10 protein-coding genes are annotated in these 16,031 nt (G+C 63.6%); 4 read left to right on the top strand and 6 right to left on the bottom strand.

Annotated elements, in window-relative coordinates:
• Positions 1 to 81: 81 nt before the first annotated feature.
• The 6 genes from lon to PT85_RS12855 form a co-directional block, all read right to left on the bottom strand.
• Positions 82 to 2,478 carry an endopeptidase La gene (gene lon, locus PT85_RS12880; protein WP_039606858.1) on the bottom strand — a complete coding sequence of 799 codons (2,397 nt, stop codon included), beginning with the start codon at positions 2,476 to 2,478 and terminating at the stop codon, positions 82 to 84.
• 125 nt (positions 2,479 to 2,603) lie between these two features.
• A complete protein-coding gene (gene clpX, locus PT85_RS12875; protein ID WP_027591382.1) occupies positions 2,604 to 3,884 on the bottom strand; it encodes an ATP-dependent Clp protease ATP-binding subunit ClpX in 1,281 nt (426 codons plus the stop codon).
• A 99-nt stretch (positions 3,885 to 3,983) separates the two neighbouring features.
• Positions 3,984 to 4,619, bottom strand: a complete 636-nt coding sequence (clpP, locus tag PT85_RS12870) for an ATP-dependent Clp endopeptidase proteolytic subunit ClpP (RefSeq protein WP_027591381.1) — start codon at positions 4,617 to 4,619, stop codon at positions 3,984 to 3,986.
• Positions 4,620 to 4,707: 88 nt separating this feature from the next.
• Positions 4,708 to 6,018 (bottom strand): trigger factor, encoded by a 1,311-nt coding sequence (tig, locus tag PT85_RS12865; protein ID WP_039606857.1) that lies wholly within the window; start codon positions 6,016 to 6,018, stop codon positions 4,708 to 4,710.
• Between the two features lie 222 nt (positions 6,019 to 6,240).
• Complete coding sequence (locus tag PT85_RS12860) at positions 6,241 to 6,792, bottom strand: ATP-dependent Clp protease proteolytic subunit (protein WP_027591379.1); 552 nt, start codon at positions 6,790 to 6,792, stop codon at positions 6,241 to 6,243.
• Between the two features lie 11 nt (positions 6,793 to 6,803).
• Positions 6,804 to 7,007: a DUF2795 domain-containing protein gene (locus tag PT85_RS12855; RefSeq protein ID WP_037009518.1), complete on the bottom strand. Its 204-nt coding sequence runs from the start codon at positions 7,005 to 7,007 to the stop codon at positions 6,804 to 6,806.
• 118 nt (positions 7,008 to 7,125) lie between these two features.
• On the opposite strand from PT85_RS12855, the gene PT85_RS12850 reads away from it, so the two are divergent.
• The 4 genes from PT85_RS12850 to narJ are packed head-to-tail and all read left to right on the top strand — an operon-like array spanning position 7,126 to position 16,028.
• Entirely contained in the window at positions 7,126 to 9,882 is a 2,757-nt protein-coding gene (locus PT85_RS12850; RefSeq protein WP_324607134.1) for a nitrate/nitrite transporter, read from the top strand.
• A gap of 50 nt (positions 9,883 to 9,932) precedes the next feature.
• Entirely contained in the window at positions 9,933 to 13,703 is a 3,771-nt protein-coding gene (locus PT85_RS12845) for a nitrate reductase subunit alpha (RefSeq protein WP_039560301.1), read from the top strand.
• A complete protein-coding gene (gene narH / locus PT85_RS12840) occupies positions 13,700 to 15,256 on the top strand; it encodes a nitrate reductase subunit beta (protein ID WP_039560302.1) in 1,557 nt (518 codons plus the stop codon). Before PT85_RS12845 ends, narH begins: the two co-directional genes overlap by 4 nt.
• Entirely contained in the window at positions 15,249 to 16,028 is a 780-nt protein-coding gene (gene narJ, locus PT85_RS12835; protein WP_051587488.1) for a nitrate reductase molybdenum cofactor assembly chaperone, read from the top strand. Before narH ends, narJ begins: the two co-directional genes overlap by 8 nt.
• Positions 16,029 to 16,031 lie beyond the last annotated feature (3 nt).

The following is a 16,031-nucleotide window of genomic DNA, read 5'->3' as shown; positions in this document are numbered from 1 at the left end:
TTAACTTGATTTCGCAGAACAACCTGTACACGCAGCGACAATTAACCAGCGCCGAAAATCGTGTCGAGGGAGGCCTTTCGGCTAATGCGTGCTGATTCTCTCCTTGGAATCAGTCTCGCGGGTTTCATCCTTGGCTACCATGTCCGGAGCCGCATCAGGCAAGGGCTCCGGGGCGTATTGCAGCGCAATTTGCAGGACCTCGTCAATCCATTTGACGGGCTTGATTTGCAGATCCTGTTTGATGTTTTCAGGAATCTCCTTCAAATCCCGCAGGTTTTCCTCGGGAATGATCACCGTCTTGATGCCGCCGCGGCGAGCCGCGAGGAGTTTCTCCTTCAGCCCGCCAATTGCCAGGACCTGGCCGCGCAAGGTGATTTCGCCCGTCATGGCCACATCGGCGCGCACCGGGATCTGGGTCAGCGCCGACACCAGGGCCGTGCACAGACCGATGCCAGCACTGGGACCATCCTTCGGGGTTGCTCCCTCGGGCATGTGGATGTGCACGTCGCGCTTCTCATGAAAATCCAGAGGGATACCCAGGCTCTTGGCACGGCTGCGCACCACGGTCAGGGCGGCGGTCATGGACTCGGCCATCACATCGCCCAGCGAACCGGTCTTGATCAGTTGGCCCTTCCCTGGCACCACTGCGGTTTCGATGGTCAGCAGCTCGCCGCCCACCTGTGTCCAGGCGAGTCCGGTGACCTGCCCCACCTGGTCTTCCTGCTCGGCCAGCCCATACCGGTACTTGCGCACACCCAGATAATGCTCGAGCGACTCCGGCGTCACCTCCACCTGGAAGCGCTTTTCCTTGATGTTCTCTTTCACCACCTTGCGACAGACCTTGGCGATCTGGCGTTCCAGACCGCGCACACCTGCTTCCCGGGTGTAGTAGCGAATGACGTCGCGGATCGTTTCCTCGCTGACCGTCAGCTCGCTCGGCTTGAGGCCATTGGCGCGAATCTGCTTGGGCAGCAGGTATTTGGTAGTGATGTTGACCTTCTCGTCCTCGGTGTAACCCGGCAGGCGAATGACTTCCATACGATCCAGCAACGGCGCCGGAATGTTCATGGAGTTCGAGGTGCATACGAACATCACATCCGAAAGGTCGTAGTCGACTTCCAGGTAGTGGTCATTGAAATGGTGGTTCTGCTCGGGATCCAGCACTTCCAGCAAAGCCGAGGCCGGATCGCCTCGCATGTCACTGCCGAGCTTGTCGATCTCATCCAGCAGGAACAGCGGGTTGCGCACGCCGCCCTTGGTCATCTTCTGAATCAGGCGCCCCGGCATGGAACCGATGTAGGTACGGCGGTGGCCACGAATCTCGGCCTCGTCGCGAACGCCACCCAGCGCCATGCGCACGAACTTGCGGTTGGTGGAACGCGCAATGGACTCGGCCAGCGACGTCTTGCCGACACCGGGCGGGCCGACCAAGCAGAGCACCGGACCCTTGAGCTTCTTTACGCGCTTCTGCACGGCAAGGTACTCGAGGATGCGCTCCTTTACTTCTTCCAGGCCGTAATGATCCGCGTCGAGGATTTCTTCGGCGCGCGACAGATCAAGGCGGACCTTGGTTTCCGCCTTCCACGGCACGTTCAGCAGCCAGTCGAGATAGGAGCGCACCACGGTGGCCTCGGCGGACATCGGCGACATCTGCTTGAGCTTGTTCAGCTCGGCCAGCGCCTTGCTGTGCGCGTCCTTGGGCAGGCCGGCACTCTCGATACGCTTCTTCAGCTCATCGATTTCGTTGTGCCCCTCGTCGATGTCGCCCAGTTCCTTCTGAATGGCCTTCATCTGCTCATTCAGGTAGTACTCGCGCTGGCTGCGCTCCATCTGTTTCTTGACCCGGCCACGGATACGCTTCTCGACCTGCAGCAGATCGATTTCCGAATCCAGCAGGCCCAGTACGTATTCGACACGCGCCGGTAGCTCTGTGATTTCGAGGATTTCCTGCTTCTGCTGCAGGTTCAGCGCCATATGTGCTGCCATGGTGTCGACCAGGCGGCTCGGATCATCGATGCTGTTCAGCGAGGCCAGTACTTCCGCCGGCACCTTCTTGCCCAACTGCACATACTGCTCGAACTGGTTCAGAAGGGTGCGGCAGAAAACCTCGGCTTCGCGTTCGGAGGTGGCTTGCTCTTCGAGCAACGAAACCTCGACACGGCTGTGGTCGTCGTGGGCAATGAAACGCTCGACACGTCCGCGACGCTCACCTTCGACCAGCACCTTCACGGTGCCATCGGGAAGCTTGAGCAGCTGCAGGATGGTAGCGGCGGTGCCGACCTGGTACAGCGCCTCCTGGTCGGGATCGTCGTCGCCGGGATTCTTCTGGGCCATGAGCAGGATCTGCTTATCGCCCTTCATGGCCTCCTCCAGCGCCGCAATGGACTTCTCGCGCCCGACGAACAGCGGGATCACCATGTGTGGATAGACCACGACATCACGCAACGGCAGGAGTGGCAATTCGATGGTTTTCTTCATAACTGGACTCTGCGACGGCCGGTGGCCGTGATCGGTGGGTTGCCCTTGCCGCCAAGATGAGGGCGAACCTGAAAAAACACAAGCAAGGGACCTTAATGAAGAAGGGGCCCGCAGGCCCCTTTTTCTCACGCGTCCGGCGCTGCCTTGGCGGTAGGCTCGCTGTTCTCGTAGATGAGCAGCGGCTTGGAGGTGCCTTCGATGACGTTTTCATCGATCACCACCTTGCTGACGTCGCCCTGCGAGGGGATCTCGTACATGGTATCCAGCAGGATGCCTTCGAGGATGGAGCGCAGGCCGCGCGCACCAGTCTTGCGCTCGAGCGCGCGGCGCGCCACGGCGCGCAACGCATCGGGACGGAACTCCAGGTCGACACCTTCCATCTCGAACAGCTTGGCGTACTGCTTGGTCAGCGCATTCTTCGGCTCGGCGAGGATCTCGATCAGCGCCGCTTCGTCCAGCTCTTCGAGGGTGGCGATTACCGGCAGGCGACCGACGAACTCGGGAATCAGCCCGAACTTGACCAGATCGTCCGGCGTGACCTCGCGCAGCGAATCACCGACCGACTTGCCGGCATCCTTGCTGCGCACTTCGGCCGTGAAGCCGATGCCACCCTTGGTGGAGCGACCCTGGATGACCTTCTCCAGCCCGGCGAAGGCGCCACCGCAGATGAACAGGATGTTGCGAGTGTCCACCTGCAGGAATTCCTGCTGCGGATGCTTGCGACCACCTTGCGGCGGAACGGAGGCAACCGTGCCCTCGATCAGCTTGAGTAGCGCCTGCTGCACGCCCTCACCCGAGACATCACGGGTGATCGACGGGTTGTCCGACTTACGTGAGATCTTGTCGATCTCGTCGATGTAGACGATGCCCATCTGGGCCTTTTCCACGTCGTAGTCGCACTTCTGCAACAGCTTCTGGATGATGTTCTCCACGTCCTCGCCCACGTAACCGGCTTCGGTCAGGGTGGTGGCATCGGCGATGGTGAACGGCACATTCAGCAGGCGCGCCAGGGTTTCGGCCAGCAGTGTCTTGCCCGAACCGGTCGGGCCGATCAGCAGGATGTTGCTCTTGCCGAGCTCGACATCATCCTTCTTGTCCCGCTGGTTGAGGCGCTTGTAGTGGTTGTAGACAGCGACGGCCAGAATCTTCTTGGCACGCTCCTGACCGATCACATACTGATCGAGGATCGCACTGATCTCCTTGGGCGTCGGCAATTTGTGCGCATTGCTCTCGGCCTGTGCTTCCTGCACCTCCTCGCGGATGATGTCGTTGCACAGATCTACGCACTCGTCGCAGATAAAGACAGAGGGTCCGGCGATCAGCTTGCGCACTTCGTGCTGGCTCTTGCCGCAGAAGGAGCAATAAAGCAGCTTGCCGTTGTCCTCGCCATTGCGGGTATCAGTCATTCGGTCAATCCAATACGGTAGGCGTGAAACACAAGATGAGGGCAATCAGGGGCATTTTCAACCCTGCGGCGACCGGATATCCGACCGCCGCACACAGAATTACAGCGCCAGTCGACGCTCGAGCACCTGGTCGATCAGTCCGTATTTGACCGCTTCTTCGCCGCTCATGAAGTTGTCCCGGTCGGTATCGCGGGCGATCACATCGATCGGCTGGTTGCAGTGGTGAGCCAGGATCTTGTTCAGACGCTCGCGGATGGTCAGGATTTCCCGGGCATGGATCTCGATGTCAGACGCCTGGCCCTGGAAACCGCCCAGGGGCTGGTGAATCATCATGCGCGAATGCGGCAGGCAGTAACGCTTGCCGGCGGCGCCGCCAGCCAGCAGCAGCGCACCCATGCTGCAGGCCTGGCCGATGCAGTAGGTGGTGACGTCCGGCTTGATGAACTGCATGGTGTCGTAGATCGACATGCCGGCGGTCACCGAACCGCCCGGCGAGTTGATGTACAGGTGGATATCCTTGTCGGGGTTCTCGGCTTCCAGGAACAGCAGCTGGGCAACCACCAGGTTGGCCATGTAGTCCTCGACCTGGCCGACCAAGAAGATCACCCGCTCCTTGAGCAGGCGGGAATAGATGTCGTAGGCGCGCTCGCCACGAGCGGACTGCTCGATCACCATCGGCACCAGGCCACCGGCGGCCTGGATTTCAGGCATTTGCATAAAGGAATTGCGGGACATTTCCAGCGATCGCTCCCTATTGAACGGTCCTAAAGACACATAAGCCAGCGCTAGGCTGGCTTATGCGGTGCTCGAGCGGGGGGAAGAATCAGGCGACTTGCGGAGCTTCCGCCGGCTTGACAGCTTCTTCGTAGGAGACCGACTTGTCGGTTACCTTGGCCTTACCGAGGACAGTATCTACAACTTGTTCTTCCAGTACAACCGAACGCACTTCGTTCAGCTGCTTCTCGTTCTTCAGGTACCAGGCCACCACCTGCTCGGGCTCCTGGTAGGCCGAAGCCATTTCCTCGATCAGCGCACGGACGCGGGTTTCGTCGGGCTTCAGCTCGTTCTGCTTGACCACCTCGGCGATGATCAGACCCAGCACCACGCGACGCTTGGCCTGCTCCTCGAAAAGCTCGGCAGGCAGGTTTTCCGGCTTGATGTTGCCACCGAACTGCTGGACGGCCTGCACACGCAGACGGTTCACTTCGTCGGCGACCAGTGCCTTGGGCACTTCAACCGGGTTGGTTTCCAGCAGACCTTCCATGACCTGGTTCTTCACCTTGGTCTTGATGGCCTGGCGCAGCTCGCGCTCCATATTCTTGCGGACTTCGGCGCGGAAGCCTTCCAGACCGCCTTCCTTCACACCGAACAGGGCGAAGAAGGCGTCGTTCAGTTCCGGCAGTGCCGGGGCCGCGACGGCAGTCACGTTGACAGTGAATTCGGCAGTCTTGCCGGCCAGATCCAGGTTCTGGTAGTCCTCGGGGAAGGCCGGGTTGATAACGCGCTCTTCACCGGCCTTGACGCCAACCAGGGCGTCTTCGAAGCCCGGGATCATGCGACCCGAACCGAGAACCAGCGGCACACCCTTGGCGGAACCGCCAGCAAAGGCCTCGCCGTCGATCTTGCCCACGAAGTCGATGGTGATCTGGTCGCCGTTCTCGGCAGCGCGTTCGACAGCTTCGAAACGGGTGTTCTGCTTGCGCAGCACGTCCAGCATGGTGTCGACATCGGCATCGCCGACTTCAGCCTGCGGACGCTCCACGGCAATGCCTTCGAAGCCAGCCAGTTTGATTTCCGGGAACACTTCGAACGTGGCAACGTATTCCAGATCCTTGCCCTTTTCGAACACCTTCGGCTCGATGGACGGGGCGCCGGCCGGGTTCAGTTTCTGCTCGACCACGGCTTCGTAGAAGGTTTCCTGGATCAGATCACCCAGGGCCTCCTGACGGGCAGCACCTTCGTAACGCTGACGAATGACGCTCATCGGCACCTTGCCCGGGCGGAAGCCGGGGACCTTGGCGCGACGGGCGGTCTGCTGCAGGCTCTTGTCGACTGCGGACTCGATGCGTGCGGCCGGCACGCCGACAGTCATCCGGCGCTCAAGAGCGGAGGTGGCTTCTACAGAAACTTGCATGGATATTCCTCGTTGCACAGACGTGGTGCCGGCCGTTCCGGCTTGATCAAGGGCATGCATTCTAGATGCACCCCGGGTGGAAGTCACCCCATGGAACGGATCGGCAGAAAGGGGCGGCGGGAGCGCTCAAACGCAGCACGACAGCGCTTCCCGACCTGTCAAAAATCGCAGGGCGGCGATTCTAGCCGGCGAAAGACAGGCTTGTATACCGAGGCGTGGAGCTCAGGCGTGCACGCTCGTGTTCATCGAGCCATGGGGCATGTGCAGCTCGTCGATGGCCTGGATCAAGCCGCAGGCCAGCGCCTCGTCCGGACTGATGATGCGCGGCGCCGCGGTGAGGTAGGTGGCAACGTCCAGGGGCTCGGCCGCTCCCCGGGTGCGCTCCAGGACAATCTGCTCATACAGGAAGCGGTCGTGATCCATGCTCATCGCGTATTCCGTCATGCGCGCATGGTCGATCGCGCCATGCAGCGTCCAGTGGAAAGGGTGAAACAGGAACTTGCTGAACCGACTCGCCGTGCGCCGCTCCCCGGCAAGGAAGATGATGTTGCCCATGGACTCCACAGTACCCAGGTTGTGGGTATGCACCGGAACCGGCAGCGACATCAGGAAATTGAACAGCGAAAAGCCGTAGCTGCACTCCCCGCCCATCGTCGCGATCTTGATCACCAGCTCGCTGGCTTCCTGCTGCACCGCCTTGGTGCATTTATCGATCAACTGTCCGGTAGTGGAAGAATTGATCGGGCCGGTGAAATGCACGACATAACTGGTCATCTCGCAACCGCTCAACGCCGCTCGTAACGCTTAAGGATCTCCGCCATGCTGCCGAAATCCTGCGCCGGCAGGGCCTCCAGCATGCGCAGCACCGCCTCGCTGGCACCGTTCTCCCTGGCCTTGCGAATCAACCGATCGCGATCAGCGGGAAAATCCAGGCCGTGCAGATAGCGACTGACCTGATCATCCGGCGCAGGTTTTTTTTCAAGGCTCATACACCACCCCAATTGTTCAACTTCCCTTTTCCTTCAAAGGTATGGAACCGCTCTCCAGCCAAGCAGTTCGGCAAACGCAGCTGCCAGCGGACGGGCGGCGAGACCCGGTTTGCCCGCCATGGCTTCGCTGTCTACGCTCAAAAGCACTTTGGCGCAGCCTTGGCTGTGTGGCGCCTGCGCAGGCAAGACCTTCGGGCGCAGCGCCCGATGCAACGGGACGGGAGCAAGCACCATGCCGATGCCTATGCCGGTCTCGCGCCGGGCTCAATACCGCGCGCTGACCCTGTCCACTTTCGCCTTCACGCTCTGTTTCGCAGTCTGGACGGTCTTTTCCATTCTGGGCCTGCAGATCAAGAACGAATTCACCCTTAGCGACACCCAGCTTGGCCTGCTGATGGCCACACCGGTGCTCTCGGGCTCGCTGACCCGCCCCCTACTGGGCTGGCTGACCGACCGTTACGGTGGTCGCTGGGTCTTCGGCCTGCTGATGCTGGTTTCCGCGCTGTGCATCTATCTGCTGACCTTCGCCAGCAGCTACCCAATGCTGTTGATCGGCGCGCTGGGCATCGGCCTGGCCGGCGGTGGTTTCAGCGTCGGCGTGGCCTATACCTCGGCCTGGTTCGAACCTGAACGCCAGGGCACGGCGCTGGGCATCTTCGGTGCCGGCAACGTGGGCGCTGGCTTGACCAACTTCGTCGCGCCCTTCCTGCTGCTGGCACTCGGCTGGCAAGGCACCGCCCTGGTCTATGCCAGCGTGCTGGCAGCCACGGGACTGGGCTTTATCCTGCTGGCCCGCCCCGATCCGCAGAGCAGCCAGCGCCGCGCCGAGGCGATGCCCCTGGCACAGCAACTGGCGCCGCTCGCCGAAATGCGCGTGTGGCGCTTTTCCCTCTATTACTTCTTCGTGTTCGGCGCTTTCATCGCCCTGGCACTCTGGCTGCCCCACTACCTGATGGAGGTCTACGGGCTGAGCCTGGCCGCAGCCGGCATGGTGGCTGCGCTCTATACAGTGCCGGCCTCGGTATTTCGCATCCTGGGCGGCTGGCTGTCGGACCGCTACGGCGCGCGCCGGGTGATGTACTGGACGTTGACCGCCTCGGTGCTCTGTACCTTCCTGCTCAGCTACCCGCCGACCCACTACACCGTCACCGGTGTCGAAGGCGAGATCAGTTTTTCCCTGACCCTCAATGTCGTCGGCTTCGCGCTGCTGACCATGGTGCTGGGCTTCTTCATGTCGCTGGGCAAGGCTGCGGTGTTCAAACACATCCCCGCCTACTACCCCCGTCACGTCGGCATCGTCGGCGGCGTGGTGGGCATGGTCGGCGGCCTGGGCGGCTTCTTCCTGCCGCTGACCTTCGGCATGCTCAACGATGTGGTCGGCATCTGGCAGAGCACCTTCATGCTGCTGTTCCTGATCGCCGCCGGCGCTTTGGCCTGGATGCATTACGCGATCCGCATGGCCGAGCGGGTCGAGTGGCCGGCGCAGCGCGAAATCAGCGACCTGCCGGAACTGTCCACCCCCGGCAGCCTGGTGCTGCGGGACTGGCGCCCGGAGGACCCCACTTTCTGGAGCGAAACCGGCGAGCGCATTGCCCGGCGCAACCTGTGGATCTCGATTCCTAACCTGCTGCTGGGCTTCGCCATCTGGATGGTCTGGTCGGTGGTGGTCGCCCGGCTGCCCCAGGTGGGCTTCGACTACACCCCTAACCAGCTGTTCTGGCTGGCCGCCCTGCCCGGCCTGTCCGGCGCGACACTGCGCATCTTCTACAGCTTCATGGTGCCGATTTTCGGAGGCAGACGCTGGACCGCACTGTCGACCGCTTCGCTGTTGCTGCCGGCGCTGTGGATCGGCGTCGCCGTGCAGAACCCGGACACCCCCTACCTGGTGATGCTGATCCTCGCCCTGCTCTGCGGCCTGGGCGGCGGCAATTTCTCCTCCAGCATGGCCAACATCTCCTTCTTCTACCCCAAGGCCTCCAAGGGCAAGGCCATGGGTCTGAATGCCGGCCTTGGCAACCTGGGCGTCAGCGTCATGCAGTTCCTGGTGCCGGTCGTCATCACCATGGGTGTGTTCGGCGCCCTGGGCGGCGAGCCGGCGTTGACGGAAAACGGCCAGCCGCTGTGGCTGCAGAACGCCGGATTCATCTGGGTACCCTTCATACTCCTGGCCACCCTGGCGGCCTGGTTCGGCATGAACGACATCGCCAGTGCCAAGTCCTCGTTCGCCGACCAACTGGTGATCTTCAAGCGCAAGCACACCTGGCTGATGAGCGTGCTGTACACCGGCACCTTCGGCAGCTTCATCGGCTTTTCCGCCGCCTTCCCACTGCTGGCCGGCAACCTGTTCCCCGGGGTTGATGTGCTGAAGTTCGCCTTCCTCGGTCCGCTGGTCGGAGCCCTGAGCCGCGCACTGTCCGGCGGACTGGCCGATCGCTTCGGCGGCGCGCGGGTAAGTTTCTGGGTATACGTGGCCATGGCCGCGTGCGTGCTGGGCGTGCTGTTCTTCCTCGAGGCGCGCAGCTTCGCCGGTTTCTTCGCCATGTTCCTGCTGCTGTTCTTCTTCTCCGGCGTGGGCAACGCCAGTACCACCCAGATGATCCCGGCGATCTTTCGACACCAGACGCCCCGCCTGAACCCCCAGCTACCGCCCGCCGAGCAGCAACGCCAGGCGGAGAAGGAGTCCGCCGCCGCGGTCGGCTTCATCTCGGCGGTGGCCGCCTACGGCGCGTTCTTCATCCCCAAGGCCTACGGCACATCGTTGGCTCTAACCGGCAGCGCGGCGGCGGCACTGTACGGCTTCATCCTTTTCTACGGCCTGTGCATCGCTCTGACCTGGTTCTACTACACCCGCCGCTCTGCGGAGGTGCCCTGCTGACGCTTCAGCACCCAGCGGGGTCTGCCTGAGCCCCGTTCAGGAGGAAAAACATGAGTCATTTCATTGACCGCCTGAAGTACCTCACCAAGCGCCCGCCGGAGTTCGCCGACGGCCATGGCGAAACCCGTGACGAAAACCGCGAATGGGAAGATGGTTATCGCCAGCGCTGGCAGTACGACAAGATCGTCCGCTCCACCCACGGGGTGAACTGCACCGGCTCGTGCAGCTGGAAGGTCTACGTGAAGAACGGCCTGGTCACCTGGGAAACCCAACAGACCGATTACCCACGCACCCGCCCCGACCTGCCCAACCACGAACCGCGTGGCTGTCCGCGCGGCGCCAGCTACAGCTGGTACCTCTACAGCGCCAACCGGCTCAAGTACCCGCTGATCCGCAAACCTCTCATCCAGCTATGGCGGGCGGCGCTGGAGCAGCACAAGGACCCGGTGGACGCCTGGGCGAGCATCGTCGAAGACCCGGCCAAGACCCGCCTGTACAAGCACGATCGCGGGCACGGCGGTTTCGTGCGCGCCGACTGGGACGAGATGCAGACGCTGATCGCCGCGGCCAACGTCTACACCGTCAAGCAGTACGGCCCGGACCGGGTGATCGGCTTCTCGCCGATTCCGGCCATGTCCATGGTCAGCTACGCGGCCGGCACCCGTTACCTGTCGCTGATCGGCGGGGTGTGCCTCTCCTTCTACGACTGGTACTGCGACCTGCCGCCCTCCAGCCCGCAGACCTGGGGCGAGCAGACCGACGTGCCGGAATCCGCCGACTGGTACAACTCCGGCTACATCATCGCCTGGGGCTCCAACGTGCCGCAGACGCGCAGCCCGGACGCGCACTTCTTCACCGAGGTGCGCTACAAGGGCACCAAGACGGTGGCCATCACCCCGGACTATGCGGAAGTCTCCAAGCTCTGCGACGAGTGGCTGAGCCCCAAGCAGGGCACCGACGCGGCGCTGGCCATCGCCATGGGCCACGTGATCTTCAAGGAATTCCACCTGGAGAACCCCAGCGGCTACTTCACCGACTATGTCCGCCGCTACACCGACCTGCCGATGCTGGTTGAGCTGGAACTGCGTGACGACGGCAGCTATGTGCCCGGCCGGCAACTGCGCGCCAGCGACTTCGTCGCCAACCTGGGGCAGAACAACAACCCGCAATGGAAGACGGTCGCCTGGGACGAGACCGGCGACCGCCTGGTGGTGCCGCGCGGTTCCATCGGCTTTCGCTGGGGCGAAGACGGCCGCTGGAACCTGGAGCCCCTGGACGCCAAGGGCGAGCCCGTATCCCTGGCGCTGTCCCTGCTGGGCCGGCATGACGACGTGGCCCGGGTTGCCTTCCCCTATTTCGGCGGCATCGAGCATCAGCACTTCCCCCATGTGAAGGTGCGCGACGTGCTCTACCACCACCTGCCTGCCAAGCGGCTCAAGCGCGCCGATGGCAGCACGGTGCTGGCGGTGACGGTGTTCGATCTGGTGGCCGCCAACCACGGCATCGACCGGGGTCTGCAAGCCACGGTCGGCGGCAGTGGCACCGATGATGGCGCCACCGACTACGATCAGCCCAAGCCCTATACGCCGGCCTGGCAGGAAGCCATCACCGGTGTGCCGGCGGCCCAGGTAACCCGGCTGGCGCGCGAGTTCGCCCAGAATGCCGACCGGACCCATGGCCGTTCGATGATCATCGTAGGCGCCGGGGTGAATCACTGGTATCACATGGACATGACCTACCGTGGGCTGATCAACCTGCTGATCCTATGCGGGTGCGTCGGGCAGAGCGGTGGTGGCTGGGCGCATTACGTCGGCCAGGAGAAGCTGCGCCCGCAGACCGGCTGGACGCCGCTGGCGTTCTCCCTCGACTGGCACCGGCCGCCACGCCACATGAACGGCACCTCGTTCTTCTACAACCATTCCAGCCAATGGCGCTTCGAGAAGCTCAAGGTTCGCGAGATCCTCTCGCCGCTGGCGCCGCCGGAGAAGTACAGCGGCAGCCTGATCGACTACAACGTGCGCGCCGAACGCATGGGCTGGCTGCCCTCGGCCCCCCAACTGGATCGCAATCCACTGCGCCTGGCCGCCGAGGCCCGCGCCGCCGGCAAAAGCACCGCGGATCACGTGGTCGATCAGCTGAAAAGCGGCGCGCTGCGTTTCGCCGCCGAGGACCCGGACAACCCGGCCAACTTCCCGCGCAACCTGTTCGTCTGGCGTTCCAACCTGCTGGGCTCTTCCGGCAAGGGCCACGAATACATGCTGCGCTACCTGCTCGGCACCCGCCACGACCTGCTGGGCAACGACCTGAGCAAGGGCGGCGGCGAGAAGCCCGAGGAAGTCGTCTGGCGCGACGACCCCGGCGAGGGCAAGCTCGACCTGCTGGTGACCCTGGACTTCCGCATGTCCACCACCTGCCTGTACTCGGACATCGTGCTGCCCACCGCCACCTGGTACGAGAAGAACGACCTCAATACCTCGGACATGCATCCGTTCATCCACCCGCTGACCGCCGCCACCGACCCGGCGTGGGAGGCGCGCAGCGACTGGGATATCTACGACGGCATCGCCAAGGCCTTCTCGCGCGTCTGCCTCGGCCACCTGGGCGAGGAAACCGACCTGGTCACCGTTCCACTGCTGCATGACAGCCCCGGCGAACTGGCGCAGCCCGAGGTGCTGGACTGGAAGCGCGGCGAATGCGAGCCGATTCCCGGCAAGACGATGCCGTCGCTGGTCGAGGTGCAGCGCAACTATCCCCAGACGTGGGAGCGCTTCAGCTCGGTGGGACCGCTGCTGGACACCCTGGGCAACGGCGGCAAGGGTATCACCTGGAAAACCGAGGACGAGGTCGAACTGCTCGGCAAGCTCAACTACCGCAAGCCGGACGGTCCGGCCAAAGGCCGCCCGCGCCTCGCCTCGGCCACCGACGCCGCCGAGATGATCCTCACCCTCGCCCCGGAAACCAACGGCAACGTGGCGGTCAAGGCCTGGGCGGCGCTGTCACGGATCACCGGCCGCGATCACACCCACCTGGCGCTGCCCAAGGATGACGAGAAGATCCGCTTCCGCGACCTGGTCGCCCAGCCGCGCAAGATCATCTCCAGCCCCACCTGGTCCGGCCTGGAGGACGAGCATGTCTCCTACAACGCCGGCTACACCAACGTTCACGAGTTGATCCCCTGGCGCACCCTCAGCGGCCGCCAGCAGCTGTACCAGGACCATCCCTGGATGCGCGATTTCGGCGAAAGCCTGATGGTCTACCGCCCGCCCATCGACACCCGTGCGCCAGCGGCGGTAGCCGAGCACAAGGCGATCAGCAACGGCAACCCGGAAATCCTCCTCAACTGGATCACTCCGCACCAGAAGTGGGGCATCCACTCCACCTACAGCGACAACCTGCTGATGCAGGAACTGTCGCGTGGCGGGCCGATCGTGTGGATCTCGGAAACCGATGCCGCGCGCATCGGCCTGGAAGACAACGAATGGGTCGAGCTGTACAACGCCAACGGCGCGGTGGCCGCCCGGGCGGTAGTCAGCCAGCGGGTCAAGCCCGGCATGGTGCTGATGTACCACGCCCAGGAGCGCCTGCTGAACACCCCCGGCAGCGAGATCTCCGGCACCCGGGGCGGCATCCACAACTCGGTGACCCGCGTGTGCCCCAAGCCCACCCACATGATTGGCGGCTACGCCCAGCTGTCCTACGGGTTCAACTACTACGGCACGGTCGGCTCCAACCGCGACGAGTTCGTCATCGTGCGCAAGATGAAGCATGTGAAGTGGCTGGATGGTGAAGGCAACGACTACACCCAGGAGGCCGTGAAATGAAGATTCGCTCGCAAGTCGGCATGGTCATGAACCTGGACAAGTGCATCGGCTGCCACACCTGCTCGATCACCTGCAAGAACGTCTGGACCAGCCGCGAAGGCATCGAATACGCCTGGTACAACAACGTCGAGACCAAGCCCGGCATTGGCTATCCCAAGGAGTGGGCCAACCAGAAGCGCTGGCGCGGCGGCTGGGTGCGCAACGCCGACGGCAGCATCAACCCGCGCATCGGCGGCAAGTGGCGGGTTCTGGCGAACATCTTCGCCAACCCGGACCTGCCCGAGATCGACGACTACTACGAACCCTTCACCTTCGACTACCAGCACCTGCACACCGCCAAGGCCGGCGAGCACCAGCCCACCGCGCGGCCGCGTTCGCGCATCTCCGGGCAGCGCATGCGCAAGATCGAATGGGGACCGAACTGGGAGGAAATCCTCGGCACCGAGTTCGCCAAACGCCGCAAGGATGTCAACTTCGACCAGATACAGGCGGACATCTACGGCCAGTTCGAACACACCTTCATGCTCTACCTGCCGCGCCTGTGCGAGCACTGCCTGAATCCCAGCTGCGTGGCCTCCTGTCCGAGCGGCGCGATCTACAAGCGCGAGGAAGACGGCATCGTGCTGATCGACCAGGACAAGTGCCGTGGCTGGCGCATGTGCATCAGCGGCTGCCCGTACAAGAAGATCTATTACAACTGGAAGAGCGGCAAATCGGAGAAGTGCATCTTCTGCTTCCCGCGCATCGAATCCGGCCAGCCGACCGTGTGCTCGGAAACCTGCGTCGGGCGCATCCGCTACCTGGGCGTGCTGCTGTATGACGCCGACCGTATCGGCGAGGTGGCCGCCGCCGAGGACGAGCGCGACCTCTATCGGCGCCAATGCGACATCTTCCTGGACCCCCACGATCCGGCAGTCATCGAGCAGGCTCGCAAGGACGGCATAGCGGACAACGTGATCGTCGCCGCCCAGGCCTCGCCGGTGTACAAGCTGGCCATGGACTGGGGCCTGGCGCTACCGCTGCACCCAGAGTTCCGGACCCTGCCGATGGTCTGGTACGTGCCGCCGCTCTCCCCCATCCAGTCCGCCGCCGAGGCCGGGCACATCGAGTTCGACGGCATCCTGCCAAAAATCGAATCGCTGCGCATTCCGGTGCGCTACCTGGCCAACATGCTCACCGCCGGCGACGAGGCCCCGGTGGTGCTGGCCCTCAAGCGGCTGATGGCGATGCGCGTGTACATGCGCGGCAAGCACGTGGACGGCAACCCCGACAGCCGCGTGCTGGACCAGGTGGGCCTGACCCAGGCGCAGGTCGAGGACATGTACCGCTACCTGGCCATCGCCAACTATGAGGACCGCTTCGTGATTCCCACCGCCCACCGCGAAATGGCCCGCGACGCCTTCCCGGAACGTAACGGCTGCGGCTTCACCTTCGGCAACGGCTGCCAGGGCGGCAACAACGAAGCCAGCCTGTTCGGTGGCCGCAAGGCCACCACCACCCTGGTCAAGCCCGTCGGAGAGTTCGATCCGCTGGAGGACATGCGCCGTGACTAGTCTTGCCGCAACCCAACCCGAGACGTTCCAGGGCCTGCGCAGCCTGCGTGTGCTGGCGCGCCTGCTGGATTACCCGAGCGCCGAGCTGCAGGCGGCCGCCGATGAGCTGGAGGCCGTCCTGCGGGCCGAAGCGCGCTTGCCCGTGCCGCTGCGCCAGCGTCTGGGCGCCTGGTGCCGTGCGCTGGCCGACACCCCGCTGCTGGATCTGCAGGCGAGCTACGTGGCGCTGTTCGACCGTGGGCGTGCCACCTCGCTGCTGCTGTTCGAGCATGTGCATGGCGAATCCCGTGCCCGCGGGCAGGCCATGGTCGACCTGCTGGCCGAGTACGAAGCGGCGGGCTTCCGGATCGCCACCCGGGAGCTGCCGGATCACCTGCCGCTGTTTCTCGAATACCTGTCGACCCGCGATGAGGAGGAGATCGGCCGCTGGCTAGGCGAGATCCGCCACATCCTCGGCCTGCTGGCGGCGCGCCTGGAGGAACGCGGCGCCAGCCATGCGTTGGTACCCCAGGCGCTGCTGGCACTGATCGGGGCCAGCGAGGAGATCGCCCGGCACCGCGCCACGGTGGCCGAGGAAACGCCCGACCACACGCCCCAGGCGCTGGATGCGGTATGGGAGGAGGAAGTCGTGCGCTTCTCCGCCGAGTCCGACCAGGACTGCGCTCTGCAATCCGCCGAGGGCCGCCGTCTGGCCGAGCGCAAGTACCAGGCGACGCCCCAGACCGTCACTCTCATGCCCGCCAGTCCGTCGTCGCCGGCGACGGATAGATAGAAG

The organism is Pseudomonas flexibilis (assembly GCF_000806415.1).
In the GTDB taxonomy this organism is placed as follows: domain Bacteria; phylum Pseudomonadota; class Gammaproteobacteria; order Pseudomonadales; family Pseudomonadaceae; genus Serpens; species Serpens flexibilis.
This window is presented reverse-complemented; position numbering and strand designations above follow the sequence as displayed.